This window comes from Pseudomonas sp. REST10 (assembly GCF_029542605.1).
GTDB lineage: Bacteria > Pseudomonadota > Gammaproteobacteria > Pseudomonadales > Pseudomonadaceae > Aquipseudomonas > Aquipseudomonas khazarica.
This window is the reverse complement of record NZ_CP035677.1, coordinates 1,325,874-1,347,128: the sequence shown is the minus strand read 5'-3', so window position 1 is coordinate 1,347,128 and position 21,255 is coordinate 1,325,874. Positions and strand designations below refer to the sequence as shown.

The following is a 21,255-nucleotide window of genomic DNA, read 5'->3' as shown; positions in this document are numbered from 1 at the left end:
ATCCAATGACCAAACCAACTACCCTGCGCCGCTTCACCCTGGGTACCTGCGCGCTGGCCCTCGGCCTCGGCATGCTGCAGGCACACGCCGCCGATGACGGTGCGCTCTACGGGCCCAAGGCGCCCAAGGGCTCGGCCTTCGTCCGCGCGTACAACGCCAGCAGCGCCGAACTCGATGTCAGCGTCGGCCAGACCCAGCTCAAGCAGATCTCGCCGCTGGGCTCCAGCGACTTCAAGTTCCTCCCGGCGGGCAGCTACCAGGCTCAGGTCGGCACTGCGCAGATGCCGGTGCAGCTGCAACCCGAGCACTACTACACCCTGGTCAGCCAGAGCGGCGCCAAGCCACGCCTGGTCGAGGAGCCGCCCTTCACCAGCCGGCAGAAAGCCATGCTGCGCGTGCAGAACCTCAGCGACAGCACCCTCAGCCTGAAGACCGCCGACGGCAAGACCGCCGTGGTCGCCGACGTCGCACCCGATGGCCGTGGCGATCGCGAGATCAACCCGGTGAAGGTCGGCCTGGCGCTGTTCGAAGGCGAGCGCAAGGTCGCCGACCTCAAGCCGGTCACGTTGGAGCGCGGCGAGGTGGTCAGCCTGTTCGTCACCGGCGCCCAGGGCAAGTTGTCGCCGGTCTGGGTCAAGCGCCCCATCGATGGCTGAGGCCATCCACGGCTTCTGCAGAACAAGGAAAACGGCGGGTACACGTCGCACCGACACGACACGGGCAAACCACTTGATCAATCGTTCAGGAGAGACACAACCATGACCCCTATCATCCTTTCCGGTGGCAGCGGCTCGCGACTCTGGCCTCTTTCGCGCAAGCTGTACCCCAAGCAGTTCCTCGCCCTGACCGGTGAGCAGACGCTGTTCCAGCAAACCCTGCAGCGCCTGTCCATCGAAGGCATGCAGCCTCCGGTGCTGGTGTCCAACCAGGAACACCGCTTCATCGTCCAGGAGCAGCTGGAGCAGATCGGCCAGCAGGCGCAATTGCTGCTGCTCGAACCCTTCGGCCGCAACACCGCGCCGGCCGTGGCCATGGCAGCCCTGCAACTGGTGGCCGAAGGTCGCGACGAGCTGATGCTGGTGCTGCCGGCCGACCATGTGCTGGATGACCAGCAAGCCTTCCGCCAGGCGCTGGCGCTGGCCACCGTGGCCGCCGAGAAAGGCGAGATGGTGCTGTTCGGCGTACCGGCCAACCGCCCGGAGACCGGCTACGGCTACATCCTCGGCGAGACCGACGGCGAGCTGCCGGACGGCGTCGCACGGGTCTCCAGCTTTGTCGAGAAACCCGACGCCAAGCGTGCCTCCGAGTACGTCGAGAGCGGCAACTACTACTGGAACAGCGGCATGTTCCTGTTCCGCGCCAGCCGCTTCCTGGAAGAGCTCAAGCAGCATGACGTGGATATCTACGACACCTGCCTGCTGGCCCTGGAGCGCAGCCAGCGCGAGGGCGAGCAGATCGCCATCGACCCGGCCACCTTCGCCTGCTGCCCGGACAACTCCATCGACTACGCGGTGATGGAAAAGACCGATCGCGCCTGCGTGGTGCCGCTGTCGGCAGGCTGGAACGATGTCGGCAGCTGGTCGTCGATCTGGGAAGTGCACGACAAGGACGCCGCCGGCAACGTGGTCAGCGGCGACGTGCTGCTGGAAGACAGCCGCAACTGCCTGGTGCACGGCAACGGCAAGCTGGTGTCGGTGCTCGGCCTGGACGACATCGTCGTGGTGGAGACCAAGGACGCCACGATGGTGGCGCACAAGGACCGCGTGCAGGACGTCAAGAAGCTGGTCGGCAAGCTCGACGAGCAAGGCCGCAGCGAAACCCAGAACCACTGCGCCGTCTACCGCCCCTGGGGCTCGTACGACTCGGTGGACATGGGCGGTCGCTTCCAGGTCAAGCACATCACCGTCAAGCCGGGGGCGCAGCTGTCGCTGCAGATGCACCACCACCGTGCCGAACACTGGATCGTGGTATCCGGCACCGCCCGCGTGACCTGCGACGACCGCGAGTTCCTGCTCACCGAGAACCAGTCCACCTATATCCCGATGACCTCGGTGCATCGCCTGTCCAACCCGGGCAAGATCCCGCTGGAGATCATCGAGGTGCAGTCCGGCACCTACCTGGGCGAAGACGACATCGAGCGCCTGGAGGATGTCTACGGCCGCAGCGACGCGGTGGCGGCACATGGCTAGGTAAGCGCCTCACGCAGGAGCCGGTCTGCCGGCTCCTGCGCACATCCCCGGTAACGCCTCGGCGGTTACCCGTGCGACGACAGCTTGTGTACGATGAGCGCAGACTTCAATCAGGGCTGTTCTCATGCTGTTCGGTGTCGCACTCGTCATTACCTGGCTGATCCTGCTGATCCGCTATCCGGGCAAGGCCTTGCCGGTTTCCATGGCGGCGCTGCTCGGGCTCGGCCTGGTCGCCACCTGGGTGCTCTGGCAGGAAAGCCGCGACGAGCGCTACCTCGCCCACCTCGAACTGCGCCTGAACTACGACCCGCAGCGCTGCCCCGCCGACCGCCCGCTGGCCATCGCACTCAGGAACGGCAGCGATGCCGCCCTGCTCGAGTTGCGCTGGGAAGTCGCCGCCTACCGCCCCGGCAACGCCACCAACCTGGCCCAACGCCTGTACGAGTCACCACGCTACAGCGGCCCGGGTGAACTGCTGCCGGGCGCCAGCTGGAACGACTGCCTGCCCGTGCCCGATCTGCGCAGCGGTTATCGCCCGTCCACGTTGGAATTTCGCGCCGAGCGCCTGCAGGGCAAGTTCGTCCCATGAACGCAGAAACACCGGCAGCGGACGTTGGCCATGACTGCAGCCGTGGCTGCTAAGCTGCAGCCCCATTCGCGTCTCAGGGAGTTCCGCGCATGCCTCAACCCAGCGTCCTCATCACCGGCTGCTCCAGCGGCATCGGCCGCGCCCTGGCCGATGCCTTCAAGGCCGGCGGCTATGCCGTCTGGGCCACGGCGCGCAAGGCGTCCGACCTGGCCGAACTGCAACAGGCCGGTTTTCATGCGGTAGCACTCGACGTCAACGATGGCGAGGCCCTGCAGCAGTTGGCCGAGCGCCTTGGCGAGGAGATCGGCGGCCTCGACGTCCTGATCAACAACGCCGGCTATGGCGCCATGGGCCCGCTGCTCGACGGTGGCGTGGACGCGATGCGCCAGCAGTTCGAAACCAACGTGTTCGCCATCGTCGGCGTCACCCGTGCGTTCTTCCCCCTGTTGCGCCGCAGTCGTGGCCTGGTGGTGAACATCGGCAGCGTGTCGGCCATCCTGGTCACCCCTTTCGCCGGCGCTTACTGCGCCTCCAAGGCGGCGGTGCATGCCCTGAGCGATGCGCTGCGCATGGAACTGGCGCCCTTCGCCATCGAGGTGATGGAAGTGCAGCCCGGCGCCATCGCCTCCAGTTTCGGCGCCAGCGCCAGCCAACAGGCCGAAGCCCTGATTCGCGAGGATTCGCCCTGGTGGCCATTGCGCGAGGGCATTCGCGCACGCGCCAGGGCCTCGCAGGACAACCCGACCCCGGCCAGCGATTTTGCCGCGCACCTGTTCGCCGCCGTCCAGCGCGACAAGCGCCCGCGCCTGCTGCGCCTGGGCAACGGCAGCCGCGCCTTGCCCCTGCTCGCCGCGCTGTTGCCGCGCGCGCTGCTGCAACGGGTTCTGAGCAAACGCTTCGGCCTGGCCAAGGCGCTATGAGCGAGCCCCTGCACCTGCGCTACTACGCCGCTGCCGGCGTGATCACGGCTGTGCTGCTCAACCTGCTGCTGCGCACCTTCGTGCGCCTCGGCGGCATGATCACCACCCTGCTGATTGCCGCAGCCATCGCCGCCGGCCTGGCGCTGGTGTTCCACTGGCGCCAGGGGCGTGCGCCCAGCAACGCGGAGCGCTGGCGCTTCACGGCGCTTTATGGCGGCGTATTGGGGCTGCTCTACCTGGGTCTGCTGGGCATGATGTACCTGCAGGACACGCCCAGCCCCATGGGCCTGTTTCTCTTCAGCCTGCACTACCTGTGCTACCCGCTGCTGGCCTGGTGGGCCTTTGCGCCGCGCCATGGCCGCCGATAACCCGTCAGGACGACACTCATGCTGCACACCCTCGCCGTTGCCAATTACCGCTCGATCAATCGCCTGATCCTGCCGCTGGGGCGGCTCAACCTGATCACGGGCGCCAATGGCAGCGGCAAGTCCAACCTGTATCGCGCCCTGCGCCTGCTGGCGGAGACCGCGCAAGGCGGCGTGGTCAACGCCCTGGCCAGGGAAGGCGGCCTGGAGTCGAGTTTCTGGGCCGGCCCGGAGAAGGTGTCCCGGCGCATGCGCAATGGCGAGGTAGCGGTGCAGGGAGGCCCGCGACAGGGCGCCATGCGCCTGCGCCTGGGGTTCGTCGGGGATGATTTCGGCTACAGCATCGCCCTGGGCCTTCCCGAGTCGAACTCGGGTGAGGATCGCACCACGCCCAGCGCCTTCGCCCTCGATCCGGAGATCAAGCGCGAGTGCATCTGGGCCGGCGCCAGCTACCGGCCGGCGTCGCTGCTGGTGGATCGCGCCGGCCCCATGGTGCGCATGCGTGAGGGCCGCAGCTGGGAGGTACTGGCCCAGCACCTCCCGAACTACGACAGCCTGTTCGATCAGATCGGCAACGACCCCGGTTGCCCGGAAGTCTTCCAGCTCCGGGAAACCATACGCCGCTGGCGCTTCTACGATCATTTCCGCAGCGACGCCGACGCGCCGGCACGGCAGCCACAGCTGGGCACCCGCACGCCGGTGCTGCATCACGATGGCCGCGACCTGGCCGCAGCCCTGCAGACCATCCGCGAGATCGGTGACCCCGCCGCTCTGGACGCCGCCATCGACGACGCCTTCCCCGGCAGCCGCCTGCGCATCGACCTCCAGGCCGGCGGGCGCTTCGTCGTCGAGCTGCACCAGGAGGGCCTGCTGCGCCCGCTGGGAGCCGCCGAACTGTCCGACGGCACGTTGCGCTACCTGCTGCTGGTCGCCGCCCTGCTCACGCCACGGCCACCCTCGCTGATGGTGCTCAACGAGCCGGAAACCAGCCTGCACCCGGACCTGCTGCCTGCGCTCGGGCGCCTGATCATCGCGGCCTCGCGGCAGACCCAGGTATGGGTCGTGTCCCACGCCAGCCGCTTGATCGCCACGCTCAGGGAAAGCCCCGAATGCAACATCCTGGAGCTGGACAAGCAGCTCGGCCAGACCTGCATCCGCGGCCAGGGCATGCTGGACGAGCCGCCATGGCACTGGCCGGACTGAGCAGCCCGGGCGCAGCCCCGCAGGAGCTTGTCGGCCGGCGATCAGCCACTGTTGCGCTGCGCCGGCAAGCCGGAGCCTGCGAGCGACGCGGTTAAGGCCTCAGAGCCCGTCGAGATAGCGCTCCACGTCCAGCGCGGCCATGCAGCCGGCACCGGCCGAAGTAATCGCCTGGCGATAGACCGAGTCGGCCACGTCACCGGCGGCGAACACGCCGGCGACGCTGGTCGCGGTGGCATTGCCCGCACGACCGCCGTCGACCACCAGGTAGCCATCCTGCAAGGCCAACTGGCCGTCGAACAGGCCGGTATTGGGGGTATGCCCGATGGCCACGAACAGACCGTCCACGCTCAGCTCGCGGTACGCGCCGCCGTATTGCTTCAGGCGCACGCCGGTGACGCCACTGGCATCGCCCAGCACCTCGTCGACCTCGGCATTGAGCTGCAACTCGATCTTGCCCTCGGCAATGCGCGCACGCAGCTTGTCCTGGAGGATTTTCTCCGCCCGGAAGGTGTCGCGGCGGTGGATGAGCGTCACCTTGCTGGCGATGTTGGCCAGGTACAGCGCCTCCTCGACGGCCGTGTTACCACCACCGACCACCGCCACCTCGCGACCGCGATAGAAGAAGCCGTCGCAGGTGGCGCAGGCCGACACGCCGCGCCCCATGAAGGCCTCCTCGCTGGGCAGCCCCAGGTAACGCGCACTGGCGCCCGTGGCGATGATCAGCGCGTCGCAGCTGTAGGTAGCGCTGTCGCCCACCAGGGTGAAGGGCTTGCCAGCCAGATCCACGGCATTGATATGGTCGAAGACGATCTCGGTCTCGAACCGCTCGGCATGCTCCTGCATGCGCTGCATCAGGGCCGGGCCGGTCAGCCCATGGGGGTCGCCAGGCCAGTTGTCCACTTCGGTGGTGGTGGTCAGCTGCCCACCCGCCTGGATGCCGGTGATCAGCAACGGCTTGAGATTGGCCCGCGCGGCGTACACGGCGGCGCTGTAACCGGCCGGACCGGAACCCAGGATGATGACGCGGGCGTGACGAACGCTGGACATCGCTAACTCCTCGCCGACCCGTCGCGCCGGCTGCAATAAAAAGGGGACTTTCGAAGCGCTAGGGGAAGGCTTGTGAAGAGTGAAAGCCCCGCAAAAGTGAAGGTGCGGCCCAGACTATCGGGCAGCCTGAACGGGCGGAAATACCTATCGCCAATGCCCCGGATAGAGAGGCGCTATCGTTCATGCACGGCCCCGGAGCCTCACTATACTGAGGCTGTAGCGACGAGGACGAAAAACCCGATGAGCCTGCGCAAACGCCTGTTTTCACTCTTTGCGCCGCTGCTGGTAGTGACCCTTCTGATCGTCCAGCTCCTGTCGGACCACCTGCTGCTGCGCCGTTTCGACCAGCAGGACGAACAGAACCTCCAGGACGCGGCCAGCAAGGCACAACAGATCCTGTTCGACCACATCGAGCAGGCCGCGCAGCTGTTGCGCAGTTACAGCTGGTGGGACCAGAGCTACGCGGTCGCCCAGGCGCGCAGCCCGGTGGAACGCTACCTGGAGGAGGACCTCGACGACACCGAACTGGACAACTACGACTTCGACTTCATGGCCATGTTCGATGCCCAGGGACGCCTGCTGCTGGAGCGCTGGGGCACGTTCGACACCCGCGAACTGCTGGTGCTGGGTCCGGGCGGCGAACCGAGCCGTGAAGACATGCGCAACGACGTGTACGCACGCAGCGCGGCGACAGGCATCCTCGACGCCAAGGGCGATCCGCGCTTCACCACGGCGCAGTTCCTGCTGATCCATGGCGTACCCACCCTGCTGCTGAGCAGTGCCGTCACCGACAGCGACGGCACTGCGCCAGCGGCCGGCGCCTTTATCGCCGGCCGCTTCTTCACCACGTCGCGCATGACCTCACTGGCGCACCAGTTCGTCGGCCAGGTCGCCTTCATCCCCGCCGTTGCCGACACGGCGGGCTGGCAGCCCAGGCACGAGGCCCCCCTCGGCGCCGAAGTCAGCCCCCGCGAGCTGCTGTCCGACAAACGGCAGAGCATCCTGCTGCAGCTCGACAACCCGTGGCAGGCACCCGAGCTGGCCCTGCGCATCACCACCGAACGTAGCAACTACAACGGTGCGCACGACGCCTTGCACTTCTTCCTGGCAATCAGCTTCGTCATCGTTCTCGGTGCCGCCCTGGTTGTCTACATGGGACTGGAGTTCTGGCTGCTCAGGCGCCTGGAGGTGCTCAACCGAGAGATCGACGGTATCGGCGAGCAGACCCGGCTGCCGAAGCTGGCGGACCTCGGCAGGGATGAGCTGGGGCAGTTGAGCAGCGCCCTCAACAGCATGCTCGAGCGCCTGGAGCAGAGCGAACAACGTGACCGCGCCATTCTCGAGTCGATCCAGGACGGCTATTTCGAGGTGGACGAACACGGCCACGTTCAGCGCATCAACGGCGCGATGGTGAAGATTCTCGGCTACAGCAGCGAGGAACTGCTGGACCGCCCCTTTACCCAACTGCTGCTGCATGGCCATACGACGACGGCCCTGCAGTACTTTCAGAACGCCCGCGATGACAGCAGCCTGCGCACCCTCTGCACGCCGATGCGGCGTCACGACGGCACCCTCGGTGACTTCGAGGCGCGCCTGTCGGTGATACAGGACACCGACGGCACCTTCCGTGGGTATCGCGGCATCCTGCGGGATGTCAGTGCCCAGGCCTCGCAGCGGCGCAAGCTGCACACCCTGGCCTATCACGACACCCTGACCGGGCTGGGCAATCGCAAGGCCTTTCTCGAACACCTGCCGCAGCAGATCGCCGAGGCCCAGAGCCAGGGCAAGCAACTGGCGCTGTTCTTCATCGACCTGGATCACTTCAAGCAGGTCAACGACCGTTTCGGCCATGACGCCGGCGACGAGCTGCTGCGCGCCATTGCCCTGCGCCTGCAGCACGCCCTGCGCCAGCCGGACCAGCTCTACCGCCTCGGCGGCGACGAGTTCACCCTGCTGGTCTCCAACGCCAGCGCCGAAACCGCTCGGATCGTCGGTGAGCGCCTGATCGCCGCACTGCGCAAACCCTTCGACATCGCCGGTACATGCATCGACTTCGTGACCCTGAGCATCGGCATCGCCCTGTGCCCGCTCGATGGCCAGGACGCGGTCACGCTGACCAAGGCGGCCGACAGCGCGATGTACCTGGCCAAGCGCCAACGCAGCCACATCGTGATCGGGCCGGCAACGCAAGGCACCCCGCAGGAGTGAGTGACTGAACTTTCACCCGCGCGCTGAAATCGGTATGGTCGCGCCCATTGACCACTCCGGAGTCTTCCATGCCCGCCGCCCCCGTACTGTCCGGCCCGCAATACCTGCGTGAAGGACTGAAACTCATCCTCAGCCCCGGCCTGCGCCTGTTCGTGCTGCTGCCGCTGGCGGTGAACCTGCTCCTGTTCGCCACGCTGATCGGCTTCGCCGTGCAGCAGTTCAGCGGCTGGGTCGACACCTTCATGCCCAACCTGCCGAGCTGGCTGAGCTTTCTGCAGTACATCCTCTGGCCACTGTTCGTGGTACTGGTGCTGCTGATGGTGTTCTTCACCTTCACCATGCTGGCCAACATCATCGCGGCGCCGTTCAACGGTTTCCTTGCGGAGAAGGTGGAGGTGGTCGCCCGTGGCCAGGACCACTTCCCGCCGTTCAGCTGGGCCGAACTGGCGGCCATGGTGCCGCGCACCATGGGCCGCGAGATGCGCAAGCTGGGCTACTTCCTGCCGCGTGCCATCGGCCTGCTGATCCTCAGCTTCATCCCCCTGGTCAACCTCGTGGCCGCACCGCTGTGGCTGCTGTTCGGTGTGTGGATGATGGCGATCCAGTACATCGACTACCCGGCGGACAACAACAAGATGAGCTGGCAGGACATGCTCGCCTGGCTGCGCGAGAAGCGCTGGCAGAGCCTGAGCTTCGGCGGCATCACCTACGCCGCTCTGCTGGTGCCGGGGCTGAACATCCTGATGATGCCGGCCGCCGTGGCCGGCGCGACGCTGTTCTGGGTACACGAGCGCGGCGAGCAGGCATCAGCGGCTGGCCAGGACCTCACCTAATGCCTGCATGGAGGCCTGCGACTCGCGCTCGATGCGCCGGCGCATGAACAGGCCGTTGAGCAGTCGCATCGGCCAGCCCTCGAAACCGTACTCGAGGGTGCGCACGAACTCGCAGCCCCCTTGCACCTCCACGCAGGCGTAGGTCAGCAGCAGGTGCAGGCCATGCTCGCCACGGGCACTGGCCTGCCAGCACCGGCCCGGCTGATGCTCGAGCACGTCCCAGCGCAAGTGCCCGGCGCGCCCACCCGCATGGATGTCTTCCTCGAATCGCTCACCGGCGAGCAGCGCGCCCTCGCGACCGTAAATGCGCAGTGACGACGGGTGCCAGTCCGGCCAGTGAACCGGCGCGGCGGCGTAGCCCAGTACCTGCTCGGCGGGTAACGCGACACGGATGCGATGCTGCTGGCGGTTCTGCTGGTGAATCGCCTCGGGCTCCCAGTACAGGGTGCCGTAGAGCCAGTCCATCAGCGGATGGACGATGCCGAAGTTGCGCGCATGCATCAGCTCACGACGGTGGTGCAGCGCATGCAGGCGGCGCATCTGGCGAATCCACGGCAGGCGCGAGAGCGGGTGCTCGGCGGGCAGGTGCTCGCAGGCATGCACCACTTCGTAGCTCATGTAGCCCAGCAGCATGCTGCCGGCGAACAAGGCGGCGAGATTGCCATCGAGCCGGGACAGCAGCCACCAGACCGCGAACAGGGGCAGGCTGTAGAGCACGATCAGCCAGGCCGGGAACAGAATCACGCGCCAGTCGCGCGCGGTCTCGTAGGGCATCAGCGTCTCGACGAAGAAGCTGTGGTGGTCGCCCGTGTGGCGCTTGTAGAAGAGTCTGCCGAAGCGCGTCCTGTTGTGGCCAAGGCGCCTGTGCACCTGGTACTCGCCCCAGCTGAAGAACACCAGCGTCGCGGGTACCAGCAACCACTGCCAGGGCGCCACCGCCTCCAGCGAGCGCCACAGCAGGCCGATGCAGAGCAGGCCGTACGCCAGCACGAATGCGGCATGCAGCCAGGGGCTGTACAGCGGATGGATGGCAGCCCGGTAGTCGCTGCGAAAAGCCTGGGCATTGTCGTTGTTGTAGGCCATGGCGCTCTCCTGTGGATTGACAACAGTCTAGGCTCGGCCAAATCATTCGAATAATGGATATTCTGAAAGAGCATTATCCTTGATAACGAATTTGCGCCAGCTCGACCTCAACCTGCTGCTGGTCTTCGACGCGCTGATGCAGGAAGGCAACCTGACCCGTGCCGCCCTGCGTCTGCACCTGAGCCAGTCGACCGTGAGCAATGCCCTCGCCCGCCTGCGCCAGCAGCTGGGCGAGGAGCTGTTCCAGCGCACAGCCCGTGGCATGACGCCGACTGCGCGCGCCCTGGCGCTCTATCCACCGGTCCGCCAGGCGTTGCACCTGTTGCAGTCCGGTCTCGGTCCGGCGGAGCCCTTCGCCACCGATGCGCCACATGTCTTCAATCTGTCGCTCAACGACTACGCCCAGGCGGCGCTGCTGCCGACGCTGCAAGCGCACCTGGCGGACGTCGCGCCGCAGGTGGAACTGGTGGCACAAAGTGACGATGCCGACAGCATGCTCGCGCGCCTGGAGAGCGGCACCCTGGACCTGGCCATCGACTACCTGCACCTCGACTCGCCCGACCTGCAGTACGCCCCGTTGCGTGAGGAGACGCTGGTAGTAATCGGCCGCAAGGACCACCCGGCATTCATCGGCGGCCTCAGCCTCGCGGACTACCAGCAGGCCCGCCATGCGATCGTCACGCCACGCGCCGGACGCGGCTCGCCGCTGGAGATCGTGCTCGGCTCCGCCAGGGTCAGACGCCAGGCTGCCCTGCACCTGCCCAACTACCTGCCGATTCCCGCCATCGTCGCCCAGACCGACCTGCTTGGCACGGTGCCGGAGCGCCTGGCCGCCAGCTTCGCACCGATCTTCGGCTTGCGGGTCGCACCCCTGCCGCTGGACATGCCTGCGGTGCAGATCAGCCTGATCTGGCATCGCCATCGCCAGCACGACCCGGCGCACATCTGGCTGCGCGACCAGCTGCACGGCCTGCGTCTCTGACACACAAGCGTCATCCGAGCGTCATGTTCACTACATGACCCGCGCAGAGACTGCGTACATGAACGCACCGTCCCTGCACATCGCGCTGATCAGCGAAACCTTCCCGCCGGAGATCAACGGCGTCGCCAACACCCTCGGGCGCCTGGTCGATGGCCTGCGCGGCCTTGGCCATCGCGTGCAACTGATACGTCCGCGCCAGGAGGCCGATCAGGCCACGACGGCCGACGCCGATCTGCTGCTCACGCGCGGCTGGCCGCTGCCGGGCTACCCCGGCCTGCAATGGGGCCAGTCCTCGCTGCACAAGCTGCTGCGGCGCTGGAAACGCCAGCGCCCGGACGTGCTCTACATCGCCACCGAAGGTCCGCTGGGGCTCTCCGCGCTGCGCGCGGCCAGGCGCCTGGCGATCCCGGTGGTCAGTGGCTTCCACACCAATTTCCAGCAATACACCGGTCACTACGGCGTCGGCCTGCTGACCCGGGCGATGACCAACTACCTGCGCTGGTTCCACAACCGCACACAGATGACCCTGGTGCCGAGTGTCGGCCAGAAGGTGGAGCTGGAACGCCGCGACTTCGAGCGCCTGGCGCTGCTCGCCCGCGGGGTCGACAGCCAGCTGTTCCACCCGGGGCGGCGCTGCGATGCGCTGCGCGAAAGTTGGGGCCTGGGGCCGGACGACCTGGCGGTGCTGCATGTCGGTCGCCTGGCGGCGGAGAAGAACCTGGGGCTGCTGGTGAAGGCCTTTCAGGCGCTGCGACTCAAGCACCCGCACAGGCGCATGCGCCTGATCCTGGTCGGCGACGGGCCACTGCGCGCCAGCCTCCAGGCACAACTGCCGGATGCCCTGTTCTGCGGCCTGCAACGCGGCGAGACGCTGGCGAAGCACTACGCCTGCGGCGACCTGTTCCTGTTTCCCAGCCTCTCGGAAACCTTCGGCAACGTGGTACTGGAAGCCCTCGCCTCGAGCCTGGCCGTGGTGGCGTTCGATCAGGCCGCAGCCGCGCAGCACATCCATCACGGGCACAACGGCATGCTCGCGCGTCCCGCCGACGAGGCCGGCTTCTGCGACGCAACCTGCGAACTGCTGGAGGACGCCGAGACCCTGCGCGGCATGCGCCTGAATGCCCGCCGGCATGCCAGCCATCTCAGCTGGGAGGGCATCGTGGCACTGTTCGAACAGCACCTGCGCAACGCCATGCAGCCACGGGCGGAAATCAGCGTGAATGCGCAACTGGCTCCTGGGGCAGGCGACAACCGCCCGTGAGGGCAACGGGCGGATCGCACGTCGCCCGCCTGCGGACGCAGAAAAGCCCCGATGTGCCGCAATGCTGTTCACACCAGAAGTGGTCGGACGCGATCAGTCCCCTCGCCCCCTTGGAGAGAGGGGAAAACTGGCAGTTCTGCGGCATTTTCAGCCCTCTCCCCCAGCCCCTCTCCCATAAATGGGAGAGGGGAGCCAAACGCGTGCAACCTTAGATGAACAGCATTACCGACGTGCCGGGGCCGAAAACGGGGCGTCGGATCACGACGCCCAGGTAACAGGGGACTCAGACCAGGGTGGTCAGCGCATCCCGGCTGAATGGCAGGATGTCCTGCTCGCGCCCTTCGCGGACCTTCAGCGCCCAGTCCGGGTCGACCAGCAGCGCGCGGCCCACGGCCACCAGGTCGAATTCCTCCTTGTTCAGGCGCTCGAGCAGGTTCTCGATGCTGGCCGGCTCGGCGACCTTGTCGGTCTTGACCATGAACTGCAGGAACTCGCCGTCCAGGCCGACGCTGCCGACGGTGATGGTCGGTTTGCCGGTGAGCTTGCGCGTCCAGCCGGCCAGGTTGAGGTCACTGCCCGCGAACTCCGGCTCCCAGAAACGACGGGTCGAGCAATGGAAGATGTCCACGCCAGCCTCGGACAACGGCTTGAGGAAGGCCTCCAGTTCTTCCGGGGTCTGCACCAGGCGTGCGCTGTAGTCCTGCTGCTTCCACTGCGAGAAACGCAGGATGATCGGGAAGTCCGGGCCGACCGCCGCACGGACGGCCTGAATCAGCTCGATGGCGAAACGCGAGCGCGCGGCCAGGTCGCCGCCGTACTGATCGGTACGCTGGTTGCTGCCTTCCCAGAAGAACTGGTCGATCAGGTAACCATGGGCACCATGGATCTCCACACCGTCCATGCCGATGGCCTTGGCATCGCGTGCGGCCTGGGCGAAGGCGGCGATCACCTCGTCGATATCGGCCTGGGTCATGCCGTGCACGACCACCTCGCCGTCCTTGACCTTCTCCATCGGGCCGTAGCCGGGGACCTCGGCATCCGGCTCGGTGCCCAGGCGGCGCACGTTACCGACGTGCCAGAGCTGCGGGACGATCTTGCCGCCCTCGGCATGCACCGCGTCGACGACCTGTTTCCAGCCGGCCAGGGCATCTTCACCGTAGAAACGCGGCACGTTCGGGTAGCCATTGGCGGCCTGGTGGCCGACGGTGGTGCCTTCGGTGACGATCAGGCCCACGCCCGCCGCCGCGCGGCGACGGTAGTACTCGATGACCTTGGCGTTGGGCACGCCGCCCGGCGAGAAGGAGCGGGTCATCGGCGCCATGACCACACGGGTCGGTAGCTCGAGGTTTCCGAGACGGAACGGGGCGAACAGGGCTTGAACGGGAGCGCTCATGATCTTTCCTCTGCGATTTGACGGTTATCAGGCCTGCAGCAAGCGCTCCAGGCGGGTGACGAAAGCTTCCAGCGGTTGCAGGCTGTGCCGGACCTTGAGGCGCGCGAGCACGCCCTGCCAGGCATCGCTGACGAAGGTGGCGAGATTGCCGCAGTCCTCGTCGGCCGGCAGTTCACCGGCGGCCTGCGCCTGTTCCAGGCAGCCGCGCAGGATGTCCACCGAAGCCTGCTGGATGGCCGCGACCTCGGCGCCGATGGCCGGCAACATCTCGCTCATCTCGAAACTCAGGCTGCCGATGAAGCAGTGATACTGCGGCGTGTCCTGGCGCGCGAAATGCGCCAGCAGCTCACGGTAATAGCCGAGGATGCGCGCACGCGGGCTCAGTGACGGGTCACTCAGCGCCTGGGCGTAGCGCTGCAGACGCGGGCGGTAGATGAACGCCAGCGCCTGCAGAGCGAAGTCTTCCTTGCTGGCGAAATAGTGATAGAAGCTGCCCTTGGGAATGCCGGCAGCCTGGACGATCTCCAGCACACCGGTACCGTGATAGCCGCGACGGGTCATCACCGCCGAGCCCTTGCTCAGGATCAGGTCACGCTTGTCGAGTCGAATGCTGTTCATGGCGCCGAGCATATGACCGGTCGTCTCGCTCGGCCCAGCACTATTGATGATGGTGATCAAGGGCTAGAACGAAAGCCTGCCTGGACAGCCTTTCCGAACCCGATACCACGCTGGACCGATGAGGCGTATCCACTAGCGACGAAGTAACGACAAACCTGCAGGAGCAGCTTCAGCCGCGAAAGGCATCGCGGCTGAAGCCGCTCCTGCAATCCGCACAGACCGCTCTGCCAGTTTTTCCGGATGAGACTGGACGAACGCTGTTCTGCTGGACCGACAAGGCGCGATCCACCCTGCGCTCAGGGCTGCAGCCAGATCAGCGAGGCGAAACGCCCGGTGCGGGCGCTGCGGCGATAGGAATAGAAACGTGCGTCGTTGTAGGTGCACAGCCCGCCACCGAAGACCGCGTTGACGCCGATGGCCGCCAGACGGATGCGCGCCAGCTGGTAGATGTCGGCCATGAACTTCCCGGCGTTGGCACCGGGCACGAAGGCAGCGGCCGCCGCGCCATGCTGCTGCACGAAGGCGTCGCGCACTTCGCCACCGACCTCGAAGGCCGCCGGACCGATGGCCGGACCGAGCCACACCAGCAACTCCTGCGGTGCGACGTTCAGCGCCTGCACGGTTGCCTCGAGCACGCCGCCTGCCAGCCCGCGCCAGCCGGCATGGGCCGCGGCAACCCGGCTACCGGCGCGGTCGCAGAACAGCGCCGGCAGGCAGTCGGCGGTCATCGCCGTACAGGCGATACCAGGTTGTTCGGTCCAGTTGCCATCGGCTTCGATGACCCTTGTCGAATCCGCCTCGGCCACGACGATGCCATGCACCTGGCGCAGCCAGGCCGGTTGGCAACCCAGGGTTGCGAGCAGATGGCGACGATTGGCCAGCACCGCAGCCGGGTCGTCATCGACATGATCACCGAGGTTCAGGCTGTCGAACGGCGCCTGGCTGAAACCGCCATTGCGGGTGGTGACACAGGCCCGCACGCTGGCGGGCGCCGGCCAGTCCGGGCGCAGCCAGTCGTGGGCCGTCACCCGACGAACGCCTCGCGGTCCTGGCGCAGCAGGGTCAGCAGCCAGACCAGGTCATCCGGCAGCGCCGACTCCCACTTCATGCGCTTGCCGGTGGCCGGGTGATCCAGTTCGAGAAAGCGCGCATGCAGGGCCTGGCGGGGAAATTCCTTGAGGCTCTGCACCAGGCTCGGGCTGGCCGCCGGCGGGATGCGGAAACGCCCGGCATAGACGGGGTCGCCCACCAGCGGATAGCCAACGTGGCTCATGTGCACACGAATCTGGTGGGTGCGCCCGGTTTCCAGCTTGACCCGCACATGGGTATGCGAGCGGTAACGTTCCAGCACCCGATAGTGGGTGATCGCCGGCTTGCCGCCGTCGGTCACCGCCATGCGCTGGCGCTGGCTGGAACTGCGCCCGATGGGGGCATCGATGGTGCCACCCGCAGTGATCACGCCCACGCTGATGCATTCGTAGATACGGCTGACGGTACGCTTCTGCAGCTGCTCCACCAGGTTGGTCTGCGCCTGCAGCGTCTTGGCCACCACCATCAGCCCGGTGGTGTCCTTGTCCAGGCGATGGACGATGCCGGCGCGCGGCACGTTGACGATGTCCGGCACGTGATGCAGCAGGGCATTGAGCAAGGTGCCATCGGCATGCCCGGCGGCCGGATGCACCACCAGCCCTGCCGGCTTGTCGATCACCAGCAGGTGCTCGTCCTCGTAGACGATATCCAGCTCGATATCCTGAGCCACCCACTCGCCCTGCGCTTCCTGCTCGGCATCGAGCACCAGGCTCGAGCCCGCATGCACGGTGTCACGCGGACGCGCCACGGCGCCATCGACGGTCAGGCGTCCTTCCTTGATCCAGGTGGAAAGGCGCGAGCGCGAGTACTCGCCAAACAGCTGCGCGGCCACCTGGTCGAGGCGTTGGCCGCCCTGTTCGAAAGGGACGACGGCCTGGAGTTGGATCAGTTGCTTGTCTATAGAGGTCATCTTCAGAAACCGTTCAAAAATCTGCTGCGCGTCTGCCCTGCTGCGTTGAAAACAGGCTCGGATGCTCATTTACGGCGCGTAAACTCCGCGTCCTCGCCTTGCATTGTTCCAGCTCGCGAAACGTTGAACAGGCTCTTGGGCAACGGCGGGAGCCTGGCCTTTGGTTTCGGCGACAGGCTTGTGGTTAAATACGGCGTCTTTGCCCCAGGGTTTTCCGGGGGCGTTCATCATAACAGGACGGCCGCGCGGCCGTCACAGGGACGCAAGCCGCCATGCAAGTGAAACACCTGCTGCTGATCGCCATCCTCGCCCTTACCGCCGCCTGCTCCTCCAAGCAGCCGGAGGTCGATGAAAACCTCAGCGAGGTGGAGCTGTACCAGCAGGCCCAGGCCGACCTGGACAACCGCAGCTACACCCAGGCCACGGCCAAACTGAAGGCGCTGGAATCGCGCTATCCGTTCGGCCGCTACGCCGAGCAGGCTCAGCTCGAGCTGATCTACGCCTACTACAAGAATGCCGAGCCGGAAGCGGCCAAGTCGGCGGCCGAGCGTTTCATTCGCCTGCACCCGCAGCATGCCAACGTCGACTACGCCTACTACCTCAAGGGGCTGGCTTCGTTCGACCAGGATCGTGGCCTGCTGGCGCGCTTCCTGCCGCTGGACATGACCAAGCGTGACCCTGGCGCCGCGCGCGACTCCTACAACGAGTTCGCCCAGCTCACCAGCCGCTACCCGACCAGCCGCTATGCCCCGGACGCCAAGCAGCGCATGATCTACCTGCGCAACCTGCTGGCCGCCTACGAAGTGCACGTCGCCCACTACTACCTGACCCGCCAGGCCTACGTCGCCGCCGCCAACCGTGGTCGCTACGTGGTGGAAAACTTCCAGGAAACCCCGTCGGTCGGCGATGGCCTGGCGATCATGACCGAGGCTTACCAGCGCCTGTCCCTGGACGACCTGGCCGCCAGCAGCCTGGAAACCCTCAAGCTCAACTACCCGGATCACCCGAGCCTGGAAAGCGGCGAATTCGTGCCGCTTGAAGAAGAGTCCGACAACCGTTCCTGGCTGGCCAAGGCGACCCTCGGCCTGATCGAAACCGATACGCCGCTGCCGCCGGGCGAAACCCGTGCGAGCCAGGACGTCATCCGTCAGTACGAAGAAGCCGAGCAGCAGATTCCGCGCGAACTGCAGCAGGATGCCAAGACCGGCGAGACCGAGAAGAAGCGCTCGTTCTGGAGCTACCTGACCTTCGGCCTGTTCGACTGACCGACAGGTCATGCGAGAAGGGAGGCCATGGCCTCCCTTTTTATTGCCTGGAAACAGCTCACAGGCTACTCCCCTGCCCCTGTGCCGATGCCATCAGCTTGGCTAAACTGGCGGCTTTGAACGGATAAAGAGCACGATATGGGCCTGTTTCGCCTGCTGTTCTGGGTCGCCATCATCTTCGCCGGGATCTGGATCTGGCGTCGCTTCATCAGCAACGCCAGGAAACCCAGGCCCCGTGAGGACGCGGCTGCGCCCATGGTGCGCTGCGCCCACTGCGGGGTGCACATTCCCAAGACTCAGGCACTGAGCCAGGACCAGCAGTGGTACTGCAGCCAGGCCCACCTCGAACAAGGCCCTCGTACCGGTGATCGCTGAGGCAGGCATGCAGGATGGAGCCCAGGGGCGACGCATCCTCAGGCTCTATCATTTCTATCGTCTGATCATCGGCCTGGCACTGGTTCTGCTGATCTCCAGCAACCTCGACGAACAACTGCTGGATGTCGTGCACATCGGCCTGTTTCGCACTGGCAGCTGGGTCTATCTGATCCTGAACATCTTCATCGCGGTGCTGGTGCAGAAACCCAAGCACCTGGCGCAGCTGTTCAGCCTGGCCCTGGTCGACGTGATCTTCCTCTCCGGCCTCTTCTACGCAGCCGGGGGCACCCCAAGCGGCATCGGCAACCTGCTGGTGGTCGCGGTGGCGATCGCCAATATCCTGCTGCGCGGGCGCATCGGCCTGCTGATCGCCGCCGTCGCCGCCATGGCGCTGATCTACCTGACCTTCTACCTGAGCCTCAGCCGCCCCGCTGCCGTCGCCCAGTATGTCCAGGCCGGCGCGCTGGGTGCGCTGTGCTTCGCCGGCGCACTCTTCATCCAGGGCATCACCCGCCGCCTGCAGTTGAGCGAGACCCTCGCCGAGCAGCGCGCAGCCGACGTGGCCAACTTGGAGGAGCTCAACGAGCAGATCATCCAGCGCATGCGCACCGGCATCCTGGTCCTGGACACCCAGCACCGGGTGCTGCTGGCCAACCAGGGCGCGACACAGCTGCTCGGACGTGGCGAACTCAGCGGCAAGATCATCGACCCGCACTGCCCCGAACTGCTCAAGCGCCTGCAGCAGTGGCTGCACAACCCGAGCATGCGCCCGGACAGCCTGCAGGCACAGGTCGACGGCCCGGTGCTGCAGCCCAGCTTCATCTCCCTGCAGCGCGGCGAGCAGCAGCACACCCTGGTGTTTCTCGACGATATCTCGCAGATCGCCCAGCAGGCGCAGCAGCTCAAGCTGGCTTCGCTCGGCCGCCTGACGGCAGGCATCGCCCACGAGATACGCAACCCGCTCGGCGCCATCAGCCACGCCGCACAGCTGCTGCAGGAGTCGGAAGACCTGCAAGGCCCGGATCAGCGTCTGGCACAGATCATCCAGGATCATTCCAAGCGCATGAACCTGGTGATCGAGAACGTGCTGCAACTGTCGCGCCGGCGCCAGGCCGAACCGCAGCTGCTCGACCTGAAGTACTGGCTGCACCGCTTCGCCAGCGAGTTCCGCAGCTCGGCGCCAAGCGACCGACAGATCCACCTGGAGACCCGGGGCGGCAGCCTGCAGACGCGTATGGACCCTCACCAGCTGACCCAGGTACTGACCAATCTGGTGCAGAACGGCCTGCGCTATAGTGCTCAGCAGCACCGCCTCGGCCAGGTCTGGCTGCAGCTGTTCCGCGACGAGAAGAGCGACCTGCCGGTGCTCGAAGTGCTCGACGATGGCCCCGGCGTCTCTGCGGAGCAGGAGCAGCACATCTTCGAGCCGTTCTTCACCACCGAGAACAAGGGAACCGGGCTCGGCCTGTATATTTCCCGTGAACTGTGCCAGAGCAATCAGGCCCGCCTCGACTACAAACCTCGCGAGGGTGGCGGCAGCTGCTTCCGCATCACCTTCGCCCACCCGCGCAAACTGAGCTGACCATGACCCGCCAGAGAGCCCTGATCGTCGACGACGAACCCGATATCCGCGAACTGCTGGAAATCACCCTCGGACGGATGAAGCTGGACACCCGTAGCGCGCGCAACGTCAAGGAGGCGCGCGAGTGGCTGGCACGCGAGCCCTTCGACCTGTGCCTCACCGACATGCGCCTGCCGGACGGCACCGGCCTCGATCTGGTGCAGCACATCCAGCAGCGCCACCCGCAGGTACCGGTGGCGATGATCACCGCCTACGGCAGCCTGGACACGGCGATCAACGCCCTCAAGGCCGGCGCCTTCGACTTCGTCACCAAGCCGGTCGACCTCGCCCGCCTGCGCGAGCTGGTCGCCGCCGCGCTGCGCATCCGCTCCCCGGAAGGTGACGAGGCGCCGGTCGACAGCCGCCTGCTGGGCGACTCGCCACCGATGAAGTCGCTACGCAAACAGATTCAGAAACTCTCGCGCAGCCAGGCGCCGGTGTATATCAGCGGCGAATCCGGCAGCGGCAAGGAGCTTGTCGCGCGCCTGATCCATGAACAGGGGCCGCGCCTGGAGCACCCCTTCGTGCCGGTCAACTGTGGCGCGATCCCTTCGGAGCTGATGGAAAGCGAATTCTTCGGCCACAAGAAAGGCAGCTTCACCGGCGCCATCGAAGACAAGCAGGGCCTGTTCCAGGCCGCCAATGGCGGCACGCTGTTCCTCGACGAAGTGGCGGACCTGCCGCTGCCGATGCAGGTCAAGCTGCTGCGCGCGATTCAGGAAAAGGCCGTGCGCGCGGTCGGCGGCCAGCAGGAAGTGGTGGTCGACGTACGCATCCTCTGCGCCACCCACAAGGACCTGGCCGCCGAAGTCGCCGCCGGGCGCTTCCGCCAGGATCTCTACTACCGTCTCAACGTCATCGAGCTGCGCGTGCCGTCCCTGCGCGAGCGCCGCGAGGATATCGCACAGCTGGCCGAGGTCATGCTCGCGCGCCTGGCGGAGGGCTCCGGCCTGGCCGCGGCCAAGCTGCAGCCCGATGCGCTGGAGAAACTCAAGAACTATCGTTTTCCCGGTAACGTGCGCGAACTGGAGAACATGCTCGAGCGCGCCTACACGCTGTGCGAAGACGACCAGATCAGGCCGTCCGACCTGCGCCTGGCCGACGCCAGCGCCCCCACTGGCGAAGTCGGCGAGGCCTGCCTGGCGCAGATCGACAACCTTGAGGACTACCTCGAGGAAATCGAGCGCAAGCTGATCATGCAGGCGCTGGAAGAAACCCGCTGGAACCGCACGGCAGCGGCGGAGCGCCTGGGCCTGACCTTCCGCTCGATGCGCTACCGCCTGAAGAAGCTGGGTATCGACTGA

20 protein-coding genes are annotated in these 21,255 nt (G+C 66.2%); 14 read left to right on the top strand and 6 right to left on the bottom strand.

Going from position 1 to position 21,255, the window contains the following annotated elements:
• The first annotated feature begins 5 nt into the window (after positions 1-5).
• The 6 genes from EWH21_RS06190 to EWH21_RS06165 all read left to right on the top strand — a co-directional run bounded on the left by EWH21_RS06190 (position 6) and on the right by EWH21_RS06165 (position 5,266).
• The gene (locus EWH21_RS06190; RefSeq protein WP_037046807.1) at positions 6-656 is read left to right on the top strand and encodes an alginate O-acetyltransferase AlgF; all 651 of its coding nucleotides are present in this window, start codon (positions 6-8) and stop codon (positions 654-656) included.
• Positions 657-758: 102 nt separating this feature from the next.
• Positions 759-2,189 carry a mannose-1-phosphate guanylyltransferase/mannose-6-phosphate isomerase gene (locus EWH21_RS06185; RefSeq protein WP_277700049.1) on the top strand — a complete coding sequence of 477 codons (1,431 nt, stop codon included), beginning with the start codon at positions 759-761 and terminating at the stop codon, positions 2,187-2,189.
• Between the two features lie 124 nt (positions 2,190-2,313).
• On the top strand, positions 2,314-2,778 hold the full coding sequence (locus EWH21_RS06180; protein WP_037046803.1) for a hypothetical protein: 465 nt from the start codon (positions 2,314-2,316) through the stop codon (positions 2,776-2,778).
• A gap of 89 nt (positions 2,779-2,867) precedes the next feature.
• Complete coding sequence (locus tag EWH21_RS06175) at positions 2,868-3,698, top strand: SDR family oxidoreductase (RefSeq protein ID WP_134678110.1); 831 nt, start codon at positions 2,868-2,870, stop codon at positions 3,696-3,698.
• Positions 3,695-4,066, top strand: coding sequence for a hypothetical protein (locus tag EWH21_RS06170; protein ID WP_037046790.1), 372 nt, complete (start codon positions 3,695-3,697; stop codon positions 4,064-4,066). Before EWH21_RS06175 ends, EWH21_RS06170 begins: the two co-directional genes overlap by 4 nt.
• Positions 4,067-4,084: 18 nt before the next feature.
• Complete coding sequence (locus EWH21_RS06165; RefSeq protein WP_277700048.1) at positions 4,085-5,266, top strand: AAA family ATPase; 1,182 nt, start codon at positions 4,085-4,087, stop codon at positions 5,264-5,266.
• A 99-nt stretch (positions 5,267-5,365) separates the two neighbouring features.
• On the opposite strand, the gene trxB is transcribed toward EWH21_RS06165, so the two are convergent.
• The gene (trxB, locus tag EWH21_RS06160; protein WP_037046785.1) at positions 5,366-6,313 is read right to left on the bottom strand and encodes a thioredoxin-disulfide reductase; all 948 of its coding nucleotides are present in this window, start codon (positions 6,311-6,313) and stop codon (positions 5,366-5,368) included.
• A gap of 240 nt (positions 6,314-6,553) precedes the next feature.
• Between trxB and EWH21_RS06155 the strand changes: the two genes are divergently transcribed.
• Complete coding sequence (locus tag EWH21_RS06155) at positions 6,554-8,521, top strand: diguanylate cyclase (RefSeq protein WP_277700047.1); 1,968 nt, start codon at positions 6,554-6,556, stop codon at positions 8,519-8,521.
• A gap of 68 nt (positions 8,522-8,589) precedes the next feature.
• Positions 8,590-9,354, top strand: a complete 765-nt coding sequence (cysZ, locus tag EWH21_RS06150) for a sulfate transporter CysZ (RefSeq protein ID WP_277700046.1) — start codon at positions 8,590-8,592, stop codon at positions 9,352-9,354.
• On the opposite strand, the gene EWH21_RS06145 is transcribed toward cysZ, so the two are convergent.
• Positions 9,328-10,437 carry an SRPBCC family protein gene (locus EWH21_RS06145; protein ID WP_277700045.1) on the bottom strand — a complete coding sequence of 370 codons (1,110 nt, stop codon included), beginning with the start codon at positions 10,435-10,437 and terminating at the stop codon, positions 9,328-9,330. The genes cysZ and EWH21_RS06145 overlap by 27 nt on opposite strands.
• Positions 10,438-10,516: 79 nt before the next feature.
• On the opposite strand from EWH21_RS06145, the gene EWH21_RS06140 reads away from it, so the two are divergent.
• A complete protein-coding gene (locus tag EWH21_RS06140) occupies positions 10,517-11,419 on the top strand; it encodes a LysR family transcriptional regulator (RefSeq protein WP_277700044.1) in 903 nt (300 codons plus the stop codon).
• A gap of 58 nt (positions 11,420-11,477) precedes the next feature.
• Entirely contained in the window at positions 11,478-12,680 is a 1,203-nt protein-coding gene (locus EWH21_RS06135; RefSeq protein WP_277700043.1) for a glycosyltransferase family 1 protein, read from the top strand.
• A 283-nt stretch (positions 12,681-12,963) separates the two neighbouring features.
• Here the strand turns inward: EWH21_RS06135 and EWH21_RS06130 are convergent, their stop codons facing one another.
• The 4 genes from EWH21_RS06130 to rluD all read right to left on the bottom strand — a co-directional run bounded on the left by EWH21_RS06130 (position 12,964) and on the right by rluD (position 16,690).
• Positions 12,964-14,073 (bottom strand): NADH:flavin oxidoreductase, encoded by a 1,110-nt coding sequence (locus tag EWH21_RS06130; protein WP_277700042.1) that lies wholly within the window; start codon positions 14,071-14,073, stop codon positions 12,964-12,966.
• 27 nt (positions 14,074-14,100) lie between these two features.
• Positions 14,101-14,691, bottom strand: a complete 591-nt coding sequence (locus EWH21_RS06125) for a TetR/AcrR family transcriptional regulator (RefSeq protein WP_256663069.1) — start codon at positions 14,689-14,691, stop codon at positions 14,101-14,103.
• Positions 14,692-14,987: 296 nt separating this feature from the next.
• Positions 14,988-15,719: a peptidoglycan editing factor PgeF gene (pgeF, locus tag EWH21_RS06120; RefSeq protein WP_277700041.1), complete on the bottom strand. Its 732-nt coding sequence runs from the start codon at positions 15,717-15,719 to the stop codon at positions 14,988-14,990.
• Positions 15,716-16,690, bottom strand: a complete 975-nt coding sequence (gene rluD, locus EWH21_RS06115; protein WP_047590232.1) for a 23S rRNA pseudouridine(1911/1915/1917) synthase RluD — start codon at positions 16,688-16,690, stop codon at positions 15,716-15,718. The genes pgeF and rluD overlap by 4 nt, the downstream gene beginning before the upstream one ends.
• Positions 16,691-16,962: 272 nt before the next feature.
• On the opposite strand from rluD, the gene EWH21_RS06110 reads away from it, so the two are divergent.
• The 4 genes from EWH21_RS06110 (at position 16,963) to EWH21_RS06095 (ending at position 21,255) form a co-directional block, all read left to right on the top strand.
• Entirely contained in the window at positions 16,963-17,955 is a 993-nt protein-coding gene (locus EWH21_RS06110; protein WP_277700040.1) for an outer membrane protein assembly factor BamD, read from the top strand.
• 138 nt (positions 17,956-18,093) lie between these two features.
• Complete coding sequence (locus EWH21_RS06105; protein ID WP_150608225.1) at positions 18,094-18,330, top strand: PP0621 family protein; 237 nt, start codon at positions 18,094-18,096, stop codon at positions 18,328-18,330.
• Between the two features lie 7 nt (positions 18,331-18,337).
• Positions 18,338-19,912 (top strand): ATP-binding protein, encoded by a 1,575-nt coding sequence (locus tag EWH21_RS06100; protein ID WP_150608223.1) that lies wholly within the window; start codon positions 18,338-18,340, stop codon positions 19,910-19,912.
• Positions 19,913-19,914: 2 nt separating this feature from the next.
• Complete coding sequence (locus EWH21_RS06095; RefSeq protein ID WP_277700039.1) at positions 19,915-21,255, top strand: sigma-54 dependent transcriptional regulator; 1,341 nt, start codon at positions 19,915-19,917, stop codon at positions 21,253-21,255.